22 protein-coding genes and 1 other RNA gene are annotated in these 20,849 nt (G+C 58.0%); 22 read left to right on the top strand and 1 reads right to left on the bottom strand.

All coding sequences use genetic code 11. The features are described from left to right. The first annotated feature begins 397 nt into the window (after positions 1 to 397). The 7 genes from ABVF61_RS10415 to ABVF61_RS10385 all read left to right on the top strand — a co-directional run bounded on the left by ABVF61_RS10415 (position 398) and on the right by ABVF61_RS10385 (position 4,097). Positions 398 to 694 (top strand): DUF4164 domain-containing protein, encoded by a 297-nt coding sequence (locus ABVF61_RS10415; RefSeq protein WP_353993444.1) that lies wholly within the window; start codon positions 398 to 400, stop codon positions 692 to 694. 21 nt (positions 695 to 715) lie between these two features. Then, entirely contained in the window at positions 716 to 1,096 is a 381-nt protein-coding gene (locus tag ABVF61_RS10410) for a cell division protein ZapA (RefSeq protein WP_353993443.1), read from the top strand. A gap of 95 nt (positions 1,097 to 1,191) precedes the next feature. After that, a non-coding RNA gene (ssrS, locus tag ABVF61_RS10405) (6S RNA) lies at positions 1,192 to 1,345 on the top strand. 51 nt (positions 1,346 to 1,396) lie between these two features. Further along, positions 1,397 to 1,975: a 5-formyltetrahydrofolate cyclo-ligase gene (locus ABVF61_RS10400; protein ID WP_353993442.1), complete on the top strand. Its 579-nt coding sequence runs from the start codon at positions 1,397 to 1,399 to the stop codon at positions 1,973 to 1,975. Between the two features lie 14 nt (positions 1,976 to 1,989). Further along, the gene (locus ABVF61_RS10395; RefSeq protein WP_353993441.1) at positions 1,990 to 2,820 is read left to right on the top strand and encodes a TIGR00282 family metallophosphoesterase; all 831 of its coding nucleotides are present in this window, start codon (positions 1,990 to 1,992) and stop codon (positions 2,818 to 2,820) included. A 100-nt stretch (positions 2,821 to 2,920) separates the two neighbouring features. Then, the gene (locus tag ABVF61_RS10390) at positions 2,921 to 3,667 is read left to right on the top strand and encodes a YebC/PmpR family DNA-binding transcriptional regulator (RefSeq protein ID WP_353993440.1); all 747 of its coding nucleotides are present in this window, start codon (positions 2,921 to 2,923) and stop codon (positions 3,665 to 3,667) included. 115 nt (positions 3,668 to 3,782) lie between these two features. Further along, positions 3,783 to 4,097 (top strand): MazG-like family protein, encoded by a 315-nt coding sequence (locus ABVF61_RS10385; RefSeq protein WP_353993439.1) that lies wholly within the window; start codon positions 3,783 to 3,785, stop codon positions 4,095 to 4,097. On the opposite strand, the gene ABVF61_RS10380 is transcribed toward ABVF61_RS10385, so the two are convergent. After that, a complete protein-coding gene (locus ABVF61_RS10380; RefSeq protein WP_353993438.1) occupies positions 4,086 to 4,847 on the bottom strand; it encodes a sulfite exporter TauE/SafE family protein in 762 nt (253 codons plus the stop codon). The two genes, ABVF61_RS10385 and ABVF61_RS10380, sit on opposite strands and share 12 nt — an antisense overlap. A gap of 200 nt (positions 4,848 to 5,047) precedes the next feature. On the opposite strand from ABVF61_RS10380, the gene ruvC reads away from it, so the two are divergent. The 15 genes from ruvC (at position 5,048) to glmM (ending at position 20,837) form a co-directional block, all read left to right on the top strand. After that, a complete protein-coding gene (gene ruvC, locus ABVF61_RS10375; protein ID WP_353993437.1) occupies positions 5,048 to 5,563 on the top strand; it encodes a crossover junction endodeoxyribonuclease RuvC in 516 nt (171 codons plus the stop codon). After that, positions 5,560 to 6,177, top strand: coding sequence for a Holliday junction branch migration protein RuvA (gene ruvA, locus ABVF61_RS10370; protein ID WP_353993436.1), 618 nt, complete (start codon positions 5,560 to 5,562; stop codon positions 6,175 to 6,177). The genes ruvC and ruvA overlap by 4 nt, the downstream gene beginning before the upstream one ends. After that, positions 6,174 to 6,419: an endonuclease gene (locus ABVF61_RS10365; RefSeq protein ID WP_353993435.1), complete on the top strand. Its 246-nt coding sequence runs from the start codon at positions 6,174 to 6,176 to the stop codon at positions 6,417 to 6,419. Before ruvA ends, ABVF61_RS10365 begins: the two co-directional genes overlap by 4 nt. Continuing rightward, entirely contained in the window at positions 6,409 to 7,449 is a 1,041-nt protein-coding gene (gene ruvB, locus ABVF61_RS10360; protein WP_353993434.1) for a Holliday junction branch migration DNA helicase RuvB, read from the top strand. Before ABVF61_RS10365 ends, ruvB begins: the two co-directional genes overlap by 11 nt. Before the next feature lie 118 nt (positions 7,450 to 7,567). Beyond that, positions 7,568 to 9,679 carry a methyl-accepting chemotaxis protein gene (locus ABVF61_RS10355; RefSeq protein ID WP_353993433.1) on the top strand — a complete coding sequence of 704 codons (2,112 nt, stop codon included), beginning with the start codon at positions 7,568 to 7,570 and terminating at the stop codon, positions 9,677 to 9,679. A gap of 79 nt (positions 9,680 to 9,758) precedes the next feature. Next, on the top strand, positions 9,759 to 10,226 hold the full coding sequence (ybgC, locus tag ABVF61_RS10350) for a tol-pal system-associated acyl-CoA thioesterase (protein ID WP_353993432.1): 468 nt from the start codon (positions 9,759 to 9,761) through the stop codon (positions 10,224 to 10,226). A gap of 265 nt (positions 10,227 to 10,491) precedes the next feature. Continuing rightward, positions 10,492 to 11,199: a protein TolQ gene (tolQ, locus tag ABVF61_RS10345; protein ID WP_353993431.1), complete on the top strand. Its 708-nt coding sequence runs from the start codon at positions 10,492 to 10,494 to the stop codon at positions 11,197 to 11,199. A 3-nt stretch (positions 11,200 to 11,202) separates the two neighbouring features. Then, a complete protein-coding gene (gene tolR, locus ABVF61_RS10340) occupies positions 11,203 to 11,655 on the top strand; it encodes a protein TolR (protein WP_353993430.1) in 453 nt (150 codons plus the stop codon). A gap of 6 nt (positions 11,656 to 11,661) precedes the next feature. Next, a complete protein-coding gene (tolA, locus tag ABVF61_RS10335) occupies positions 11,662 to 12,600 on the top strand; it encodes a cell envelope integrity protein TolA (RefSeq protein ID WP_353993429.1) in 939 nt (312 codons plus the stop codon). 44 nt (positions 12,601 to 12,644) lie between these two features. Beyond that, positions 12,645 to 13,994 carry a Tol-Pal system beta propeller repeat protein TolB gene (tolB, locus tag ABVF61_RS10330; protein ID WP_353993428.1) on the top strand — a complete coding sequence of 450 codons (1,350 nt, stop codon included), beginning with the start codon at positions 12,645 to 12,647 and terminating at the stop codon, positions 13,992 to 13,994. Positions 13,995 to 14,149: 155 nt separating this feature from the next. Continuing rightward, the gene (gene pal / locus ABVF61_RS10325) at positions 14,150 to 14,635 is read left to right on the top strand and encodes a peptidoglycan-associated lipoprotein Pal (RefSeq protein WP_353993427.1); all 486 of its coding nucleotides are present in this window, start codon (positions 14,150 to 14,152) and stop codon (positions 14,633 to 14,635) included. A gap of 266 nt (positions 14,636 to 14,901) precedes the next feature. Next, complete coding sequence (gene ybgF, locus ABVF61_RS10320; protein WP_353993426.1) at positions 14,902 to 15,873, top strand: tol-pal system protein YbgF; 972 nt, start codon at positions 14,902 to 14,904, stop codon at positions 15,871 to 15,873. Then, on the top strand, positions 15,857 to 17,233 hold the full coding sequence (tilS, locus tag ABVF61_RS10315; RefSeq protein ID WP_353993425.1) for a tRNA lysidine(34) synthetase TilS: 1,377 nt from the start codon (positions 15,857 to 15,859) through the stop codon (positions 17,231 to 17,233). The genes ybgF and tilS overlap by 17 nt, the downstream gene beginning before the upstream one ends. A 169-nt stretch (positions 17,234 to 17,402) precedes the next feature. Continuing rightward, the gene (gene ftsH / locus ABVF61_RS10310; protein WP_353993424.1) at positions 17,403 to 19,322 is read left to right on the top strand and encodes an ATP-dependent zinc metalloprotease FtsH; all 1,920 of its coding nucleotides are present in this window, start codon (positions 17,403 to 17,405) and stop codon (positions 19,320 to 19,322) included. A gap of 171 nt (positions 19,323 to 19,493) precedes the next feature. Then, positions 19,494 to 20,837, top strand: a complete 1,344-nt coding sequence (gene glmM / locus ABVF61_RS10305) for a phosphoglucosamine mutase (RefSeq protein ID WP_353993423.1) — start codon at positions 19,494 to 19,496, stop codon at positions 20,835 to 20,837. Positions 20,838 to 20,849 lie beyond the last annotated feature (12 nt).

Here is a 20,849-nt window from a genome sequence, read left to right as displayed (position 1 = left end):
GACAGTGCCGGAACGAAGGCTCCGGCAAAGTGATTGTGAAGTGCATTTTCGAAGCCCGGCTGACGCCGGTTCCGTTCAGGCGCCAGACAAATATCAGGAACGCGCACCGAGTCAATAAAGCTGCGGACCGGGCGCGGAGGAACAAAATTCCTATATTGCAGGTTATAGAGTTGAGGATTCTGCCAATGGCGCCATTGACGGCGGCAAGATGCGTTGCCTAATCTTCTCGTGCTGACAAAGATTTGCTTTTTCGCCGAATTTTGCGTGATTGAACGCGCCGGGCAGCGCGGCTGACAATCTACGTGTGGTTCTTTTAAGCGAAGGTGTCAAATCCGTACTTCCAGGGTCGGCAAAGCTTGGGCGGGCCGCCGCATAACGATCAGGACGACTTAAAATAATGGCGGAAATCGACTGCATTGAAAAAACCAGCCTTGCCGATGCGGTCAAAAGGCTGGACGCGGCTGTCGGACAATTGGAAACGGCGGTCCAGCGGCGCATGGATGCGGACAGGTCCTTGAATGCACTTCAAGACGACCTGCAGAGGCTTGGGGAGGACAGGTCCCAATTGGCAGCCTCACTCGACGAGAGCGAAGCGCGTGCGTCGAGGCTGGAAGAGGCGAACAAGGACGTTTCCAGACGGCTTGTTTCGGCGATGGAAACGATCCGCAGCGTGCTCGATGCACACGGGGGCTAGGTGCCGGAGGACTGAAAGCAGATGTCGCAGATAACAGTCACAATCAACGGCAAATCCTTCCGCATGGCGTGCGACGACGGCGAAGAAGACCGTTTGATGGGACTGGCCGCGCGTTTTGATGGTTGGATTTCCGAACTGAAGGGCGCTTTCGGTGAAATAGGCGACCAGCGGCTGACAGTAATGGCCGGTATCATGGCCACTGATCAGCTTTCCGAACTCGAACGCAGGGTCAAGCAGCTCGAAGGTGAACTTGAGGACGCCCGGCAGCGGCAGGTTGCTGCGCTCGACAACATGAGCCAGAACGAGGAAGAGCTCTCCCGGGCCGTGACGACGGCCGCTGCGCGCATAGAAAGCCTTGCGGACAGTCTTACAAGAAGCTTGCGGACGTCCGAGACGTCTTAGCCGTTTATTCGATCAGCGGCATCTTGCAAGAAATCGTGTGTAATGAATCCCTTACGGCTCTGGTAATTGCCGTTTATCGGGTCTATATGCGGTAGCTGCGGCTGCCCGACCCGTCAGGATATTATCCCCGGGGCCTTACGCATTCCCTCGGGAGCTGTCCCTGCTCCGGGCCGTGGTCCGTTGCACACGGCGCCCACCTACTTTGTAGGTTTCCCGGGATTGCAATTCCAACGGTCGGACGGCTGCGCTTTTACAGAGTTTTGAGCGAATGCGGCTTCGAGTCGGAAATGCTGGAAATCCATGACCGAAGTTTCGAACCTGGCCGCTGAAAAAGATCTGCTGCGCAAACAAGCCCTGTCCCGCAGACGGGCATTGGACGAAGTCGAGCGGATCGAGAAAAGCCTTCAGATTGTCGATCACCTTGATGTGTTGCCTGTGCCGTCCGGCGCAGTCGTTGCCGGGTTCTGGCCGATCCGGGACGAAATCGATCCAAGACCGCTTATGGACAGACTACGCCAGCGCGGCCATCGCCTTGGTCTCCCGGTTATGGTTGGGCCGAGCCTGATATTCAGGCATCTTCAAAGGGATACGGAACTCGTACCCGCTGGGTTTGGCTGTCTCGAGCCAGGGCCCGAGGCCGAAGAGTTGCGCCCGGATGTCCTTTTGATGCCGCTTGCCGGATTTGACGCAGTGGGCAATCGCATCGGCTATGGGAGAGCCTATTACGACAATACGATCACCCTGCTTGAGAAAACGGGGCCGCTGCTGCGCATTGGAGTTGCGTTTTCCACGCAGGAGGTTGACCGCGTGCCGACAGAAGCGCATGACAAACCCTTGGATGGGATTTTGACCGAACACGGTTACCGGTCGTTTGGCTGATCTGGCGAGGGTTAATGCGTATTCTGTTTCTTGGTGATCTGGTAGGCCGCACGGGCCGCACGGCTGTTATCGAAAGACTGCCGGGCCTCGTGGAAGACAATCAGCTCGATTTCGTAGTCGTCAACGGTGAAAACGCAGCCTCAGGATTCGGGATCACCGAGGCGATCCTGCAAGATGTTCTCGATGCGGGGGCTGACGTGGTTACAACGGGTAATCACGTCTGGGACCAACGCGACACGCTTGTCTACATCGAACGGCAGGACAGATTGCTGCGGCCCCTGAATTATCCAGCTGGGACGCCCGGCCGCGGTGCCCATCTCTATACGGCGCGCAACGGCGCGCAGGTCATGGTCGCGAACATCATGGGCCGCGTGTTCATGGACGCCATGGATGATCCGTTTTCCTCAATCGACAAGGTTGTCAACGAGTGTCCGCTCGGCGAGGTCGCCGATGCAATCATCATTGATATGCATGCAGAGGCAACCAGCGAAAAACAGGCGATCGGGCACTTTCTCGATGGGCGGGTCAGCCTCGTTGTCGGGACGCACACACATGTGCCGACCGCGGATCACCAGATCCTGGAGCAGGGAACAGCGTACCTGTCTGACGCCGGCATGTGCGGGTCCTACGACAGTGTGCTCGGGATGGAAAAGGAAGAACCTGTCAACCGCTTCCAGCGAAAGGTTCCAGGATCCAGGTTCACGCCGGCATCCGGCGTTGCCACGATCTGCGGCGTTGCTCTTGAAACGGATGATCGCACCGGGCTTGCACAGCGGGTCGCTCCGGTCCGCATTGGCGGGCGTTTGGAACCCGTGCTGCCGCCGTTTTGGAACCACTCCGGCTGAACCCCGGACGGCTTGCGTCTGCATGCTGGATTTTCATTGGCAATTTGCCTATAAGCGGCGCAGTTTTTATCGAGATCATCTGCAAAGAACGAGAAGAGCCATGGCAGGCCATTCAAAATTCAAGAACATCATGCACCGCAAAGGCCGTCAGGACGCCGCCCGGTCAAAGATGTTCTCCAAGCTTTCCAAGGAAATCACAGTTGCGGCGAAGATGGGTGATCCGGACCCGGACTCCAATCCGCGTCTGCGACTGGCCGTGCAGAATGCCAAGGCCCAGTCCATGCCCAAGGACAATATCCAGCGGGCCATCAACAAGTCACAGACCGGCGACGGCGACAACTACGAAGAGATCCGGTACGAAGGCTATGGCCCGGCAGGCGTTGCCGTCGTGGTCGAGGCGCTGACGGACAATCGCAACCGCTCCGCATCCAATATCCGCTCTTATTTCACCAAGTGCGGCGGTTCGCTGGGAGAGACCGGATCGGTGTCCTTCATGTTCGACCGGGTTGGAGAGATCGTCTACAAACCGGAAGCCGGCGAAGCCGATGCCGTTCTGGAAGCCGCCATTGAAGCGGGGGCGGAAGACGTCCAGTCCGACGAGAGCGGCCATACAATCTATGCCGCCTTTGAAGACCTGAACGACGTTGCCAAGGCTCTGGAAGAGACATTGGGCGAGGCCGACTCCACCAAAATCATCTGGAAGCCTCAGAACCTGACGCCGGTCGATGCGGACAAGGCACAGACCTTGATGAAGCTGATCGACATGCTTGAGGATGATGACGACGTGCAGAATGTCTATTCCAACTTTGACGTCGACGAAGAGACCATGGCGGCCCTGGCATCCTGACCAGTCGCGCGCACCCTTTGAAACCCCGGCCAGGCCGGGGTTTTTTCTTTCTGGGTCGCGGTCGCAGTTGGCGTTCCAGTATTCTACTGTCCAGGCAAACCGCGCAGAGGAAATCATGTTCGGCATTTACGAACTGACACAATCCGACCCTAAGACCCTTCAGGAACGGGCGCTCAAGCTGTCTGAGGAAGCCGGCGAGCTTGCACAAGCGATCCTCTCGGCCACCAATGCACCAGGGAGTGAATACAAACATCATACGCTCGACGATGTTCGCGAAGAAGCCGTCGATGCTGCAATCGTGGCGCTCAGTCTGCTTGCACAGGTGAGTGACACACAGGAAGACTTCGAGGCGCATTTGAGCCGGCTTATGGCTGAAAAATGTGCCAAATGGCGCGAAAAACTTCCCGAACCGGTGCAATCAACGGAATAGTGGATCAAGTGCGGGCATGCTGGTGAGCGCAGCAATCGCGATCAGCACGTAGGCGATCTTTCGGTAAACGTGCGGGTTAGCTGATTTGAAGCCGCGTGCCCCTACAAATATCGCGAGGCCGTACACCGGAACAGCCATGACAAGCAGGCTGAAAACCTCCCGCGTGAAAAAACCGTTGAGCGTATAGGCGACAAAGGTTCCGAGGCTCGCCAGGGCGAAAAAGACAATCAGGTTCGAGCGAACAACCTCAGGGTCGTTGGAACTGGACAGCCACATTGCAACGACCGGTGGCGCCGAAACCTGCGAGATTCCGCCCAGAACTCCCGAAACGCCACCCGTTGCGAAAGACACGGGTGCCGCCGCTGGCTTTTGGTAGCGCCATCCGGATATCAGCAGGATCAGGAGGCCCGTGACAATCGCAAAAATCACCCAACGCAAGAGCAGAATGTCGGTATTGCCGAGCAACCAAGCCCCCAGGTGAACGAATATCACCGACCCCAGGACGGCTGGTATCACGGTCGACCAATCGCACCTGCGAACGGCACTCACGAGAAGAGGGAGGGTCACAATACTGTCGATGAAGAGGAACGTGGCCGCGGCCGTGGCGGGCATAATGAATGCAGTGGCAACGGGAATGAAAATCATGCCCGCGCCGAATCCTGCAAACCCCCTTACGCAGCCTGCTATCAAGAGCACGATCGCGAGCAAAAGCAGCAAGTGCGGTGAAAAGGCGTCGAACATTCCAGGCATGCAGGTTCACAAGCAGGTGGCGGTATTCCGGCGGCGCAATCCGAACCTCCGCAAGACGTCCCGGTTTGCAAGCGGATGCGACGAACTTGCAGCGCACACCGGTCTCAAAAGGCGTTTCAGTCCGGTTTTGGACAGACTTTGAGGTGGTAAGCCGTGCTTTGTCTGGCGTCAACGGGCAAGTTTTGTTACCGATTTGTTCCATGACACACGCGATTCGATTGCTCGGCATTGACCCGGGTCTGCGGCGCACCGGCTGGGGCATGATCGAAGCGGCCGGCAACCGGCTGTCTTTCATTGCGTCCGGCACGGTGACATCCGACAACAAGAAGAGCCTGGCGGAGCGTCTCGTGCAGCTCCATGATGGTCTGCACGAGATTGTCCGCTCGTACAGTCCTGTCGAAGCAGCCGTTGAGCATACATTCGTGAACAAGGACGCCGGCGCGACGCTGAAACTCGGTCAGGCGCGCGGGATCGCGTTGCTGGTTCCTTCGCTCGCCGGACTGCCCGTCGCCGAATATGCGCCCAATCTGGTGAAGAAAACGGTAGTCGGCACCGGTCATGCGGAAAAGGAACAGATAAGGGCCATGGTCAAGGTTCTGATGCCGCGGGCGACATTTAACTCGGACGATGCCGCGGACGCTCTGGCAATTGCCATCTGCCACGCGCAGCACCGCGCAAGTGGTGCTGCGCGTCTGGCGGCTCTGGGGGCGGCATGATCGGGAAACTCAAGGGTACGATCGACAGTTTCGGCGAAGACCACGTGATCCTTGACGTCCACGGGGTCGGCTATCAGGTGCATTGTCCTTCCCGCATTCTTCAAGGACTTCCGCGTCCTGGCGAGGCGGCGGTCCTTTTTATCGAGACGATTGTGCGGGAAGACATGATCCGGCTCTTTGGATTTGGCCAGGAAGCGGAGCGGGAGTGGTTTCGCATCCTGATGACCGTCCAGGGGGTGGGCGCCAAGGTTGCGCTCGGCATTCTGGGGATCCTGAAGGCCAGCGAAGTCGCCAATGCGATTGCGTTGGGGGACAAGGCCACGATCTCGCGCGCTCCGGGTGTCGGCAAGCGCGTCGCTGAACGTATTCTGAGCGAACTCAAGGACAAGGCGCCGGCTCTGGCAAGTGTCGATCCGGGTACGATTGCTGTTTCACAGAGCGTTGCGGAAAACGTCGCAGCCCGGCCTGTCGCTGAAGCCGTGTCGGCACTTGCGAACCTTGGGTATGCCCAGGCGCAGGCAAGCGCGGCTGTGGCCAAGGCAGTTCAGACCGCTGGCGAGGATGCCTCTACCGAGACGCTGATCCGATTGGGCTTGAAGGAATTGGCGGGATGATCGCGTTTACATACACGGTTATCGCGATTGTGTTCGTGACCCTTGGAATTGGCGGGATCATGTATCTTGATCATCGGTTTTCACAGTCGGTGGGCGACCGCCAGTTTGCCATTAAAGGACGCCGCATCGAGACGGATGATCCATTCGTTAGAAGCCAGTTCCGCAAGTTCTACGCACTCAGGGTCGCATGGTCCCTGCTTCTCATTGTGCTCCTGTTTGTGGTGGTAAGCCATGTCGGATGACACCCGTATCGTCGCGCCGGAAATTCGCGGTGACGAAATCGACAGCACCATGCGCCCGCAGGCGCTGGATGATTTTGTCGGCCAGGCGCAGGCACGTGCCAACCTGAAAGTCTTCATCGGGGCAGCCAAGGCGCGCGGTGAAGCGCTTGACCACGTTCTGTTCGTCGGCCCGCCCGGTCTCGGCAAAACGACACTGGCTCAGATCATGGCCCGGGAACTCGGCGTGAATTTTCGCGCAACTTCAGGACCGGTCATTGCCAAGGCAGGCGACCTGGCGGCGCTTCTGACCAATCTGGAAGAGCGTGACGTTCTGTTTATCGATGAGATTCACCGGCTCAATCCGGCGGTTGAAGAAGTGCTTTACCCGGCGATGGAAGACTACCAGCTCGACCTGATCATCGGCGAGGGCCCGGCAGCGCGTTCGGTCAAGATCGATCTTGCGAAATTTACGCTGGTTGCCGCCACCACCCGTCTCGGGCTTCTGACGACGCCCCTGAGGGACCGGTTCGGCATTCCCGTTCGGCTGCAGTTCTACACGGTCGACGAGCTTGAGCACATCGTAAAGCGGGGCGCTGCCATTCTCGGAATAGGCATTGCGGAAGACGGTGCGCACGAAATCGCCAAGCGCTCACGCGGGACGCCTCGCATTGCCGGGCGGCTTTTGCGCCGCGTCCGCGACTTTGCGGTTTTTGAGGGCATCGAAAAGGTCGACAGAGCGCTTGCGGACAAAGCGCTCCTGCAGCTGGAGGTGGACGGCGCCGGCCTCGATGGACTCGATCGAAGATATCTCAGGCAAATCGCTGTTAACTTCGGCGGTGGACCGGTCGGGATCGAAACCATCGCAGCCGCACTCTCCGAGCCGAGAGATGCGATCGAGGAAATTGTGGAGCCCTACCTGATTCAGAACGGGTTTCTGCAACGCACGCCTCGTGGCCGGCTTCTGACGCCAACAGCGTTTGCCCATCTCGGGCTTGCGGCACCGGAGCGGTCCGAGATCTCCCAGATGGGTCTCTTTGCCGATCCGGACTGAAAATCTTCCATAATCTGATTCTGCGTCATCCGTATTTTTATCGATGAACGGGCGGTTGTGGTTAAGTATTTATTGGCGAATCCCTGCCTATTGTCCCCCCAACTATGCGGGGGACACTATGCGTAAGCGGCTTTCATCAAAACTGGCTCTTATGTTCTTGGCGGGCGCACTCACAATGTGCGTTGCGATTGTTACAGTTACATCCACCCTATCCAGGGACGTTGCCAACGGCCAGGCCGACAACAGCCTGCAAAGTGCAACCAAGGCCAAGCAAAAAGTGCTTGAGCTTGCACTGGACCAGGTGACCAACAGTGCGAAGTTTTTCGTAACACTTGAGGGCGCTAAAGACAGCCTCATGAAGACGATGGTCGGCTGGAAGAACTTGAAGGAGGGACAGAATGAAACCCTTCGGAAAATCTTCGTGACCGACAACCCGCATTCACCGCACGAGCGTCATCTTCTTCTGGAACCGCCGGAATCAAATTACTACGTGAACAACCACAAGGTTGTGCATCCGATCTATCAGGATGTCATCGCGCAGGGTCTCTTTTCCGATGCGGCCCTGGCAAATCCGGATGGCTTCATCACCTATTCGTACAAGAAGGGCCCCGAGTTTGCATTTCACGTCGACGACGAGGCCATCAAGGGCAATCCCGTTCAAATCGCGATGGGCAAACTCTATGACGCTGCCAAAGCGGAAACGCTTGCGGCCGGACAGATATACGCATCGGGATTTGTAGCAGGAGAGGACGGAACGGTTTCTCTCGTGCTCGCAGCGCCTGTCTATTATCTGGATCGCTTTTTCGGCGCCGTCGCGTTCAGCGCCGATATGAAGCGGCTGGCCACACTGCTGAACGAACCGACCGGCATTGGCGACAGTGAGCAGATCTTCCTGGTCGATGCTCTGGGCAAAATCGTCAAGCTCGATGATTCCGGCAGCGCTTCAGCCGCTCACGATCTCGCAAATATTGCTGTGGGAGACCGGCTGATCAGGCTCGATGACAGTGATTACAGATTTGCCGAAGCCGACAACACGTTTGAAACCACTCCTTACGGCGTTGTCCAAGCTGTCATGCAGACGGAATTGTCGGCAGCCGCAGATCGTATTACCTATGGCGCCGTCATTTCCGGTTTCCTGTGTCTCGTGCCGATCGTCGGTCTGATCTGGTGGGTCACGCGGCGCATGTTTGCGCCAATGGAACATTTGGCGGTCGCGGCGAGCAGAATTGCCGACGGCGACTTGGAAGTTGCCGTGGACGCCACCGACCGGCAGGATGAAATTGGTCGAATGGCGCGATGCATCGAAGTCTTCAAGGACAATTCCGTTGAGCGGGAACGGTTGGCGGCTGAACGCAAGGTCGGTCACATTGCTCGTGAGAAACGAGAGAAACTGATCGATTCTCTCATCGCCGACTTCCGGGCCGAATCCCAGTCGGTTCTGGAACTTGTCGAGACCAATATTGCACGCGTCGAAGGCGTTTCCTCCGCGCTGAACGAGCGCTCCGCGTCTGCTTCCGAACAGGGGCAAACGGCTGTTTCCACTTCTGAAAACGCCTCCTCGAATGTTCAGGCCGTTGCGTCTGCAACTGAAGAGTTGAATGCTTCGATTTCGGAGATTTCCCGGCAGGTAGAGACAACCGCGTCGATTGTGGAGCAGACCACGGCGGCTGCGCAGAGCTCCAACTCCAAGATCTCCGGGCTCGCAGAGGCTGCCAACAAGATTGGTGATGTTCTCTCGCTGATTTCCGAAATTGCGGAGCAGACCAATCTCCTGGCACTTAACGCAACGATCGAAGCGGCGCGCGCCGGAGATGCCGGCAAGGGCTTTGCCGTTGTCGCGTCCGAAGTGAAGTCGCTGGCCGGTCAGACAGCCAAGGCGACGGAGGAAATTTCCGCTCAGATCTCGGCAATTCAAGCGTCGACGTCCGATGCGGTTGAAGAAATTGCGCGCGTCTCGGAATCGGTAGAGGAAGTCAATTCCTACACGATGACCATCTCGGACGCGGTGCAGCAGCAGGGATCTGCCACAAGCGAGATCTCAAGGAACGTTGCCGAAGCGGCTGACGGGACACGCAGTGTGGCCTCTACGGTTGTTTCCCTCAACGAAGGCGTTGCGGAAAACTCTGCCGCTGTGGGCGACATGCTGACGGCGACGATCGAGATGAAGCAACAGGCTGAACATCTGCGAGCGTCCGTGGAGAAATTCCTGTCAGAGGTTGCGGCAGCCTAAGCCGGATCCTAGGTAATCAAGAGGCCGTCCGGTCGACTGACCGGACGGCCTTTGAGTGTTCGAACAAAAGGATGGCTCCGTGACGGATTGGCCGGACTTGTCCGGCCGCCTTGAAAAGGGCGGTCATGTGCTCCCACTGAGGGTGTATTACGAAGATACCGATTTCACCGGCATCGTATATCACGGTGCCTATGTCCGTTTTTTTGAACGGGCAAGGTCCGATTTTCTTCGTCTCATCGGCATTCATCACAGTGAACTGGCGGCAGGCAAGCATGGCCGGGCTCTGGCGTTCGCAGTTCGCGGCATGACCCTGGATTTTCAAAAACCGGCGCGAATTGACGACGTTCTGGAGATCCACACGAGCCTGTCGGAGTATATGGGCGCTAGAATCAAGCTCGATCAGCTTGCGTATCGGGGTGAGGAACTTCTCGTTTCGGCGGCCGTGACAGTCGCAGTGATCACCAGCGAAGGCCGGCCAACGCGTCTTCCGGTCAATCTTTCAGAAAAACTGGCTCAACACGCGCCGAGCGAATTGCTTGATGAATGAACGGTTTGCGCCCGGACCGTATTCTCAAGTCATCAGATTTCATCAAAATATTGGGAAACAGTTTTCTGCGTTAATCTTGCAGTAACCTTAATTGATTCCTTTTAAGAAGGGCTTGCTTTGCTCGGCAAAGTCCCAGTTTTGACAAATTCAAACGTCAGAGAGGCGCTGGCTATCGATTACTGGCGTTCTGATTCCGGGCTGCCGACGCACCACCGGAGAATTTGGGACACGTATAACGTCAGACGGCCAAGGGGTCATTGAATTTATGGAAACACTTGTCCAATCGACATTGGCAGCGCCGGAAGGCGACATTTCTTTCTTCTCGCTGTTCTGGCAAGCGCATATCGTCGTCAAGATCGTGATGATCGGCCTGTTGGCTGCTTCGGTCTGGTGCTGGGCGATCATTGTCGACAAGGTCTTGCTGATGGGTCGTACACGGCGTCAGATGAGCCGGTTTGAGACCGTGTTCTGGTCCGGACAGTCCCTGGAAGAATTATACGGCACGTTGCACAATCGGGTGAACCACTCCATGGCGGCGCTCTTTGTGGCGGCCATGCGAGAGTGGAAACGCAGTCACGAGGGTGCCAAACCCGCGATCGGTTCGCTGCAGCAACGCATTGACCGCGTCATGGACGTGACCATACAGCGCGAGGCGGAGCGCCTTGAAAGCCGTTTGCTGATCCTGGCAACGGTTGGCTCAGCGGCGCCGTTCATCGGGCTTTTCGGGACGGTCTGGGGTATCATGACGGCATTTCAGGCGATCGCCGCGTCGGAAAGCACCAACCTGGCCGTTGTTGCGCCCGGTATCGCTGAAGCGTTGTTCGCAACGGCTCTTGGGCTGCTTGCCGCGATACCGGCCGTCATCGCCTACAACAAGTTCGCCTCCGACGTCGGCAAGGCCGTCGCCCGGATGGAAGGGTTTGCCGACGAGTTTTCGGCAATCCTCTCGCGTCAAATCGACGAAAGGGGCTGAGCCATGGGCATGCAGGTTGGCGCGGGAGATGCAGGCGGCGGACGGCGGGGACGCCGGCGCAAGCGCGCCGTTCTGATGACCGAGATCAACGTGACGCCATTTGTGGATGTCATGCTCGTGCTTCTGATCATCTTCATGGTCGCAGCGCCGCTGTTGACCGTCGGTGTGCCGATCGACCTGCCGGAAACGCAGGCAAAGGCGCTGGAAGGGGACACGGAGCCGATAACGATTTCGGTGAATTCGGGTGGAGAGATTTTCATTCAGGACACACCGATTGCGATCGATGAAGTCGTTCCGAAGCTCGAGGCAATTGCCGCCAACGGGTATGAAGAGCGCATTTATGTGCGCGGCGATCAGGATGCCGACTACGGAACAATGATGAAACTCATGGGCCGCATCAATGCGGCCGGCTTTAAGCGTCTAGGACTTGTCACTCTGGAAGAACGGGACTCGTAACGCGTCATGCGCGCAGGTCTCATCGCGTCTCTGGCCGGTCATTCGGTCATTCTGGTCTGGGGGTTGATCGCCCTTCCGGACGCGGAGAGTTTTTCTGTGCCTCAAGTTGAGTCTCTTCCGGTGGATCTGATACCGGTCGAGGAGTTCACACAGCTCAGGCTCGGCGAGAGAACCGCCGAGATCCGGGATGTTGCCGCCCTGCAGCCGAGCGAAACGGAAGCGGACGAGCCACCGCAGCCGGCCGACAAGCCGGGTGAGAGCAACGTGCAGCAGCCAACACCGCCCACACCTGCGCCCGCGCCGACACCTGCACCGGAGCCTGAACCGGTTCCGGTCGCAGAGCCAGAACCTGAACCTGCTCCGGCCCCGGAGCCCGTGCCCGCCGAAACAGCCGAGCCTGCCCCCGCGCCGGAACCGGAACCGCAACAGGAGGCTGCACCGGAACCGCAGCCGATCGTGACCAGCGCAACGCCGAGATCAAAGCCGCAACCGCCACAGCGGGCACCGGAACCCCCGAGGGACGACTTCGATTCAACGCAGATCGCCGCCCTGCTCAACAAGGTCGAGCCGGCGAAACAGGAAGGCAACGCCTCTCAGCAGGAGGCAGCTCTCGGGTCGCGGCAGGGTGCTCAGAATGTGCGCATGAGCCAGTCGGAGCTTGATGCGCTGCGCGGTCAGGTCGCGCAATGCTGGAATCCGCCGGTTGGCGCGGTTGGCGCCGAAGACCTGAAGGTCCGGGTGCGTTTCAACTTGTCGCAAAGCGGCGAGGTGTCCGGCAGCCCGGAAGTCTTGAATTCCAACGGAAATCCCGCATTCGGAGCGGCGTCAAGCAGCGCTGTTCGCGCCGTTATGCGGTGTCAGCCTTATTCTCTGCCAATTGCCAAGTATGAAGCTTGGCAGGAAGTGATCATCAATTTCGACCCCAGGGAAATGCTCGGGGGCTAGCCGGGTCCTGTCAAGGGACCGTTCGAAAAGGGAGCAGAGCGCTCATGCATGGACTACTGAAAACGCTTAACGTTCCGAAAGGGCTCAAGGCCCTCGGACTTGCCGTTCTTGTGACCATTGCCGCTGTTTCCGCTCCAAAACCAGCATTCGCCCTTGTCGAGATCGATATCACGCAGGGCAATATCGAGCCGCTGCCGATTGCCCTGCCTTCGTTTTCGGCTGAGGGTGGCGACGATAAACTCGCCGCCGACATGACGTCGGTCATCGCAGCCGACCTGAAACGCTCCGGTCTGTTCAATCCCCTGGATCCGGCAAGCTTCATCCAGAAGAACATGAGCGTGAACTCCACGCCGCGCTTTGGCGACTGGCGCCAGATCAGCGCGCAGGCGCTGGTGACGGGAACGGTCACGAAGCAACCTGACGGGCGCTTGCGGGCCGAATTCCGTCTCTGGGACGTCTTCGCCCAGGAACAGATGCTCGGCCAGCAATTCTTTACGACGCCGGAAAACTGGCGCCGGCTCGCCCATATCATTTCGGACGCGATCTACGAGCGCCTGACTGGCGAGAAAGGTTACTTCGATACCCGCATCGTCTTCGTCGACGAGACCGGTACAAAAGACAAACGGGTCAAGCGCCTGGCAATCATGGATCAGGACGGTGCGAACGTGCGCTATCTGACGCGTGGGGACGACCTTGTGCTGACGCCCCGTTTTTCACCGACCAGCCAGGAAATCACCTACATGTCCTATGGCGGTACGGATCCGAGCGTCTATCTGTTGAATATCGAGACCGGCCAGCGTGAGATTGTCGGAAACTTTCCAGGCATGACATTCGCACCGCGCTTTTCTCCCGATGGCCAAAGCGTCGTCATGAGCCTGCAGCAGGGCGGCAATGCCAATATTTTCAAAATGGACTTGCGGTCGCGTCGCACAACGCGTCTGACCAATGGCGCTGCCATCGACACCAGCCCGTCTTTTTCTCCCGACGGTCGCCAGATCGTTTTTGAGTCCGACAGAGGCGGCAGTCAGCAGCTCTACGTCATGAGCGCAAATGGCGGCGAAGCACGGCGTATTTCCTTTGGTCCGGGCCGTTATTCGACACCGGTCTGGTCACCTCGCGGAGATTTGATCGCCTTCACCAAGCAGCACCAGGGGCGGTTCATGATCGGTGTCATGAAACCCGACGGCAAAGGCGAGCGCATTCTGACGGAGGGCTATCACAACGAGGGGCCTGCATGGTCGCCGAACGGCAGAGTTCTGGTATTCTTCCGCGACACACCGGGTGCAAACGGCGGGCCGCAGGTATGGACCGTAGACCTGACCGGATACAATGAGCAGCGGGTGGACACCCCGGCATTTGCGTCGGACCCGTCCTGGTCGCCGCTCATCAACTGAATCGGACCTGGCTGCTCTGCCAATGGCGGGCGCCGGTCATGTCCTGTTAACCAAGTTTGAAAAGACCGCCTTAACCAGGTTTGGCTACAAAGCATTTACCTAAAACCGGGCGAAGCGGATGTCGGGTTGACGGGCTGGGGATGTAGGAGACGGGAATGTTTAAAACAGAATATGCCGGGCAGGGGGCACGATGGATCATCGTCTGTTTTGCGCTTTTGTTCGCGGCGGCATGTGCCCAGACAAAGCCGGACGGGCTTTCCAGTAACGTGAAGCCGGGCACGGGTCAGGATTTTGTCGTTAATGTCGGTGACCGTGTTTTCTTTGAAGAGGACCAGTCGGTTCTGAACTCTCAAGGTCAGACGACCCTCGCCGGGCAGGCGAAATGGCTCAACCGGTATTCGCAGTATACGATCACTGTTGAAGGTCATGCCGACGAACGCGGCACGCGCCAGTACAACATTGCACTTGGTGCGCGCCGGGCGCAGGCTGCAAGGGACTATTTGGTTTCGCAGGGCGTGAGTGCTTCGCGGATCAAGACGATTTCCTATGGCAAGGAACGCCCCGTAGCTGTGTGTAACGACAACAGCTGCTGGTCGCAGAACAGACGTGCCGTAACGGTGCTGAACAACGCGACCAACTGATTTTCAGTTTTGCTGCGCCGAACGCTCAGTCAGGCCGGGGATTTCCCCGGCCTTCTTGCATTTAGCGGTCAAATTCACGCTTTCTGCCGGCGGGAACGTCAATCGTCAAAATTTAGCCGAAGTCCGGGCGCTCTGTGGCCTTGAGTGCAGAGCCGGGCATGTCTAAGACTTTTCATGTACAAAGGCAGTTGAGCCAAGGTGCATGTTGCACCCCGTGGGCGCGTTCAAAGTCAATTTGCCATCGGATCTGTGAACCGGAGGACTGAATGCAGAAATACAAGGCATTTGCGGGAATTTTTCTGGCGTTTGTACTGATCGCCACAGCGAGCCCTTCCGAGGCTCAGCTGTTCGGGCGGAAAAAGGACGATTCGTCTGTCAGAATCGGTCAACTGGAGGAACGGATCCGGACGCTCACCGGGCAGATCGAGCAATTGTCGTTTCAATTGCGTGAGATGCAAGACCAGATGCGCCGTATGCAGGAAGACAATGAATATCGTTTCCAGCAGCTTGAAGGTGGCACGCCCGGGCAAAGATCCGAGCTGACGCCGCGGGGCGTGCCGGGCAGCACGGCGCCCGGGCTTGAATCAGACGGAACACCGCGCGGCGGGACGCTTTCTCTTCCAAACGGTGGCACGGCAACGATCCCTGCGGACGGTTCCGGCGACGGTACTTGGTCGCAATCGGGTGGATATGAAGAAGACAACGCGCCTGCCGGGCTTCCGTCCGACGGTCCGATCAACCTGGGGGACTTGGCCAGAGGACTGCAAACTCTTCCTGGAACCGGTCAGGACATTGCGCCTGACCCGGGGTTGGCAATCGATGATGATGCCATTGCAGGCATCATTGGCAGCGGCGACCCGCGAACCGATTACGACCAGGCCTATTCGCTCGCCGTCAATGGAGACTATGCCGGGGCGGAGCGCGGGTTTCGCACCTTCATCGAATCCTATCCCGATAGCGATCTGACCGCGAACGCCCAGTACTGGCTCGGTGAAAGCCTGCTCGCACAACAGGACTATCGCGGCGCGGCCGATGCGTTTTTGAAGACCTATACGGACCATCCGGGCAACTCGAAAAGTCCCGACAGCCTTCTCAAACTAGGTGTCTCGCTGCGGGGCCTTGGTGAAGCCGACGCCGCCTGTGCGACCTTCTCAGAACTTTTGAACAAATTTCCCAATGCCGCTCCGGCGGTATTGTCGCAAGCGCGGGATGAACGTCTGCGTGCACAGTGTTCCTGACAAACCGGCTGAGCCTCAAGGGCTTTCCGCCGACGAAGTCGATACGCTCCTTTCTTGCCTTAAGCCGTTTTCAAATCTCGCGCTTGGTGTTTCCGGCGGCGCGGATTCCCTTTGTCTCATGGTTCTTTTCAGTGAATGGCGCCTCAGAACGTCATGGCCCGGAAACGCGGAGGTTCTCGTCGTTGATCACGGCTTGAGAACCGAGAGCACCAAGGAAGCACAGTTCGTGCTCGACACAGCAAGTGCACACGGACTTTCCGCGCACCTTTTGACCTGGCACGGCGAAAAACCCCTGAGCAATATTCAGGAAACAGCCCGCAGCGCACGTTACCGCCTGATTGCGGAGCACATGAATGGCTCCGGTGCACAGGCGCTGGTTTTGGGGCATCATCTGGACGATCAGGCCGAAACGTTTCTGGACAGGCTCACTCGCGGCAGTGGTGTTTCGGGTTTGAGCGCCATGTCGGCTGATGAGGCCAACGGTGCTGCTGAACTGCGTTTGTTGCGGCCGTTGTTGGCCATGCGCAAGAAGCGACTGGAAGCCAGTTTGCGAGACCGGCAACTTACCTGGTGTGAAGACCCTTCAAACCATGACGCCAAATACAAACGAAGCCGCCTGCGGCGGATCTTGAACCTCCTCGAACAGGAGGGCCTTTCGGCAGAAAAGCTGGCAGTGACAGCCGGGCACCTCAGGCGGTCGCGCATGGCCCTGGATGAAACGGTCAGTGAATTCGTGTCCAGGCATCTTGAACACCATCCCGCCGGGCCGGTGAGACTGAGCCGGGCAGCTTTTGTCAAACTGCCGGAAGATCTGCGGTTGCGGCTCCTGAAAGAACTTGCGGGCATGGTGACCGGCAAACGCCCGCGGCCCAGACTTTTGAAGCTGCAGGCTGTGGACGCGGTCCTTGGGCAACGAGAACCGGTCCACCAATCGCTGTCCGGTGCGGTCTATGAAGCGGACAACACCTATTTGTGGTGCTGGCGCGAGCCGGGCCGTGTTCCACCCGCCACACTCACAGGTATCAGGCACGCCGTTGTCTGGGACAATCGCTATCGGTTCGAACCTGTTACCATGGGAGAAAGGGTGCCGGATGCCGACAGGTTGAACCTCGGACCGCTTATGAATGCCCCGGTAAACGCGAGGGACATCGACTGGCCCGACGGTTGGCCGAAAGCTGCATTTGATAGTTCACCCCTTGTGTGGTCGGACGACGGGCAGATTTACGATCTGCCGGTCACTGTTAAAACGAAACTCGACAAAAATAACCATAGATCAAGCTTCAATTTGGAGAGATTGCCTATCCGGGGTAGATTGTCAGGCAGTTGGGAGTGCGATGGGGACGGTTGCGGCGAAATCTAGAGTTTTCCTCGTCTCAATCTTCTGATAGAGGTCCCGGCTTAACAAAATAGTTAGCGCATATGCGCAATATGGCGCACCGCCTTGGCAGCGGGCCTCGGGCGACCTATCTACGCTCTAAGGAAATGTAACCGCGTGCAGTTAAGTCGCGTAGGGCGGTTAAGGGAACGAAATGAACGCACATTTTCGCAACTTTGCTCTTTGGGTGATCATCGCCCTTCTTCTGATCGCATTGTTTCAGCTGTTTCAAAGCCCTGCACAACAGGGTGCGACCAACGACATTGCCTACTCCGATTTCATGAGGCAGGTGGACAGTGGCGAAGTCAGGTCTGTGACCATTCAGGAACAGAAGATCACCGGTCTTTACAACAGTGGTGGTGCATTCCAGACATATGCACCCGACGGAGCGCAATACGTCGACGAGCTCCGCAGCAAGGACGTGCTGATCAAAGCCAATCCACCGGCTGAGAACTCACCGCTTCTGGGCGCGCTGTTCTCCTGGCTGCCGATGCTGATCATTCTTGGTATCTGGATCTTCGTGATGCGTCAGATGCAGGGGTCCGGCGGCAAGGCGATGGGCTTCGGCAAATCCAAGGCAAAGCTGCTGACCGAGGCGCATGGCCGCGTCACGTTTGAAGACGTCGCCGGCATCGACGAAGCCAAGGAAGATCTTCAGGAGATCGTTGAATTCCTGCGCGACCCGCAGAAGTTCCAGCGGCTTGGCGGACGAATCCCGCGTGGCGTGCTGCTCGTTGGTCCTCCGGGAACGGGTAAGACGCTGACTGCGCGTGCGGTTGCCGGTGAAGCGAACGTTCCGTTCTTCACGATTTCGGGCTCAGACTTTGTCGAGATGTTCGTAGGTGTCGGTGCCTCCCGTGTCCGTGACATGTTCGAGCAGGCCAAGAAAAATGCGCCGTGCATCATCTTCATCGATGAAATCGACGCGGTTGGCCGCCATCGTGGTGCCGGCCTCGGCGGCGGAAACGATGAACGCGAGCAGACCTTGAACCAACTGCTCGTCGAGATGGACGGCTTTGAGCCGAACGAAGGCATCATCATCATCGCGGCGACCAACCGCCCCGACGTGCTTGATCCGGCACTGCTTCGTCCAGGCCGTTTCGACCGTCAGATTGTCGTACCCAACCCGGACATCACCGGACGCGAGAAGATCCTCAAGGTGCATATGCGCAAGGTTCCGTTGGCGCCGGATGTCGACGTCAAGACGCTGGCGCGCGGCACACCCGGTTTCTCGGGCGCTGATCTGATGAACCTTGTCAACGAAGCCGCTCTTCTGGCAGCCCGCCGGTCCAAGCGCCTCGTCACCATGGCCGAATTCGAAGACGCCAAGGACAAGGTGATGATGGGCGCCGAGCGCCGTACGCTTGTGATGACGGAAGAGGAAAAGAAACTCACTGCGTATCACGAGGCCGGTCACGCACTGGTGGCATTGCATCAGGAAGCCTCGGACCCGATCCACAAGGCGACGATCATTCCGCGCGGACGTGCGCTCGGCATGGTGATGCGTCTCCCGGAAAAAGACCAGGTGTCGCTCACGCGCGCCAAGTGCAAGGCCGATCTTGCCGTTGCAATGGGTGGGCGTGTCGCTGAAGAAATGATCTTCGGCTACGAAAAGGTGACGTCCGGTGCTTCCGGCGATATCCAGATGGCGACAAAACTTGCCAGGGCGATGGCGACCCAGTTCGGCATGTCCGACAAGCTTGGGCCGCTGCTCTACGGCGAGAACCAGGAAGAAGTCTTCCTCGGTCACTCCGTTGCCAAGAACCAGAATGTGTCTGACGAAACCCAGAAGATCGTGGACGCGGAAATCAAGTCCTTCGTCAATCAGGGCTATGAGACCGCGAACAAGATCCTGCGCGATCATGAAGACCAGCTTCACACGATTGCCAAGGGCCTCCTGGAGTACGAAACGCTGTCAGGAGACGAGATCAAGGATCTGCTGGACGGCAAGCCGCCGGTTCGCGATACCGATGACGATCAGCCGATCGGACGCTCTTCGGCGGTTCCGACCGCGGGCGCAAAGCGCGGCGGCGATGAGCCGACTGGCGGTATGGAGCCTCAACCGCAGTCCTGATAGGTTCTGGTTCAGTCAAAAAATGAAAAGCCCGGCCATGCCGGGCTTTTTTGTTGCAACGACGGCTGTGGATCGTCAGTGAATAGTAATATTTGCTCACATATTTTGAACGTCACTTCATGTCGTTTGCGCTAAAAGAGCGCAGCACAACAGTTTAGACAGGCACTTTAGATGCGTAAGTTTTTCGGCACCGACGGCATTCGCGGCAAGGCCAATCTCTATCCCATGACTGCGGAGATGGCTCTGAAAGTGGGCATGGCGGCCGGACTCGTGTTCAAAAACGGACGCCATCGCCATCGGGTCGTGATCGGGAAGGATACGCGCCTGTCTGGTTACATGATTGAAACCGCCCTTGTGGCCGGCTTTACTTCCGTGGGAATGGATGTCTTTCTGCTTGGACCGATGCCGACACCGGCGGTGGCCATGTTGACCAGGTCGCTCAGGACCGATCTCGGAGTGATGATCTCAGCGTCCCACAATCCCTATCACGACAATGGTATCAAGTTCTTCGGCCCGGACGGGTTCAAGCTCAGCGATGAGATCGAACGACGCATTGAAGACCTGATTGAGGGAGACCTGACCTCGAAGCTTGCCAGTGCCGGCGACCTTGGCAGGGCGAAACGCATCGATGGGGCGCAGCAGCGATATATCGAATTTGCGAAACGCACATTGCCGCGCGAAATGAGCCTCGAAGGGCTTCGCGTCGTGATCGACTGCGCCAATGGCGCTGCCTACAAGGTGGCACCCGAAGCATTGTGGGAACTGGGCGCCGATGTCATATCCATGGGCGTGACACCGGACGGCTACAACATCAACAAGGAATGCGGTTCGACATCGACGGATGCCCTGTCCAGAAAGGTACACGAAGTCCGCGCGGATATCGGCATCGCGCTCGACGGTGACGCGGACCGGGTAATCATCGTTGACGAAAACGGCATGGAAGTCGACGGCGATCAGCTGATGGCCGTCGTTGCGCAGTCATGGCACTCGAGCGACCGCCTTTCGGGATCTGGCATCGTCGCGACTGTCATGTCGAACCTTGGACTTGAGCGCTATCTTGGAAGCATCGGTCTTGACCTTGCCCGCACCAAGGTCGGCGACAGATATGTGGTTGAACACATGCGTGCCAACGGTTTCAATGTCGGGGGCGAACAGTCTGGTCATATCGTTCTTTCCGATTTCGCAACGACAGGCGACGGCCTGATTGCGGCGCTGCAGGTTCTTGCCTGCGTTAAGGATCAGGACAGGCCTGTATCCGAAGTCTGCCGCCGGTTCGAGCCCGTCCCGCAGATCCTCAAGAACGTCCGATACAGCGGCGGTGAGCCGTTGAAGCAGGACCAGGTCAAATCCGCGATCGAGGATGGAGAAGCACGTCTGGGCAATTCCGGGCGCCTGGTTATTCGCGCCTCGGGTACGGAGCCGCTCATTCGCGTTATGGCCGAAGGGGACGACGCGGACCTTGTTAAACAAGTCGTGAATGACATTGCCGGTGTAGTCGCTTCGGTCGCGGCCTGATCAGACTTTTCC

Origin of the sequence: Roseibium sp. HPY-6 (assembly GCF_040530035.1) — a bacterium.
GTDB lineage: Bacteria > Pseudomonadota > Alphaproteobacteria > Rhizobiales > Stappiaceae > Roseibium.
This window is presented reverse-complemented; position numbering and strand designations above follow the sequence as displayed.

Excerpts from the sequence above, each read along its gene's own strand:
- ABVF61_RS10415 (WP_353993444.1), top strand. The coding sequence starts at position 398 with ATGGCGGAAATCGACTGCATTGAAAAAACCAGCCTTGCCGATGCGGTC.
- ABVF61_RS10410 (WP_353993443.1), top strand. The coding sequence starts at position 716 with ATGTCGCAGATAACAGTCACAATCAACGGCAAATCCTTCCGCATGGCG.
- ABVF61_RS10400 (WP_353993442.1), top strand. The coding sequence starts at position 1,397 with ATGACCGAAGTTTCGAACCTGGCCGCTGAAAAAGATCTGCTGCGCAAA.
- ABVF61_RS10395 (WP_353993441.1), top strand. The coding sequence starts at position 1,990 with ATGCGTATTCTGTTTCTTGGTGATCTGGTAGGCCGCACGGGCCGCACG.
- ABVF61_RS10390 (WP_353993440.1), top strand. The coding sequence starts at position 2,921 with ATGGCAGGCCATTCAAAATTCAAGAACATCATGCACCGCAAAGGCCGT.
- ABVF61_RS10385 (WP_353993439.1), top strand. The coding sequence starts at position 3,783 with ATGTTCGGCATTTACGAACTGACACAATCCGACCCTAAGACCCTTCAG.
- ABVF61_RS10380 (WP_353993438.1), bottom strand. The coding sequence starts at position 4,847 with ATGCCTGGAATGTTCGACGCCTTTTCACCGCACTTGCTGCTTTTGCTC.
- ruvC (WP_353993437.1), top strand. The coding sequence starts at position 5,048 with ATGACACACGCGATTCGATTGCTCGGCATTGACCCGGGTCTGCGGCGC.
- ruvA (WP_353993436.1), top strand. The coding sequence starts at position 5,560 with ATGATCGGGAAACTCAAGGGTACGATCGACAGTTTCGGCGAAGACCAC.
- ABVF61_RS10365 (WP_353993435.1), top strand. The coding sequence starts at position 6,174 with ATGATCGCGTTTACATACACGGTTATCGCGATTGTGTTCGTGACCCTT.
- ruvB (WP_353993434.1), top strand. The coding sequence starts at position 6,409 with ATGTCGGATGACACCCGTATCGTCGCGCCGGAAATTCGCGGTGACGAA.
- ABVF61_RS10355 (WP_353993433.1), top strand. The coding sequence starts at position 7,568 with ATGCGTAAGCGGCTTTCATCAAAACTGGCTCTTATGTTCTTGGCGGGC.
- tolQ (WP_353993431.1), top strand. The coding sequence starts at position 10,492 with ATGGAAACACTTGTCCAATCGACATTGGCAGCGCCGGAAGGCGACATT.
- tolR (WP_353993430.1), top strand. The coding sequence starts at position 11,203 with ATGGGCATGCAGGTTGGCGCGGGAGATGCAGGCGGCGGACGGCGGGGA.
- tolA (WP_353993429.1), top strand. The coding sequence starts at position 11,662 with ATGCGCGCAGGTCTCATCGCGTCTCTGGCCGGTCATTCGGTCATTCTG.
- tolB (WP_353993428.1), top strand. The coding sequence starts at position 12,645 with ATGCATGGACTACTGAAAACGCTTAACGTTCCGAAAGGGCTCAAGGCC.
- pal (WP_353993427.1), top strand. The coding sequence starts at position 14,150 with ATGTTTAAAACAGAATATGCCGGGCAGGGGGCACGATGGATCATCGTC.
- ybgF (WP_353993426.1), top strand. The coding sequence starts at position 14,902 with ATGCAGAAATACAAGGCATTTGCGGGAATTTTTCTGGCGTTTGTACTG.
- ftsH (WP_353993424.1), top strand. The coding sequence starts at position 17,403 with ATGAACGCACATTTTCGCAACTTTGCTCTTTGGGTGATCATCGCCCTT.
- glmM (WP_353993423.1), top strand. The coding sequence starts at position 19,494 with ATGCGTAAGTTTTTCGGCACCGACGGCATTCGCGGCAAGGCCAATCTC.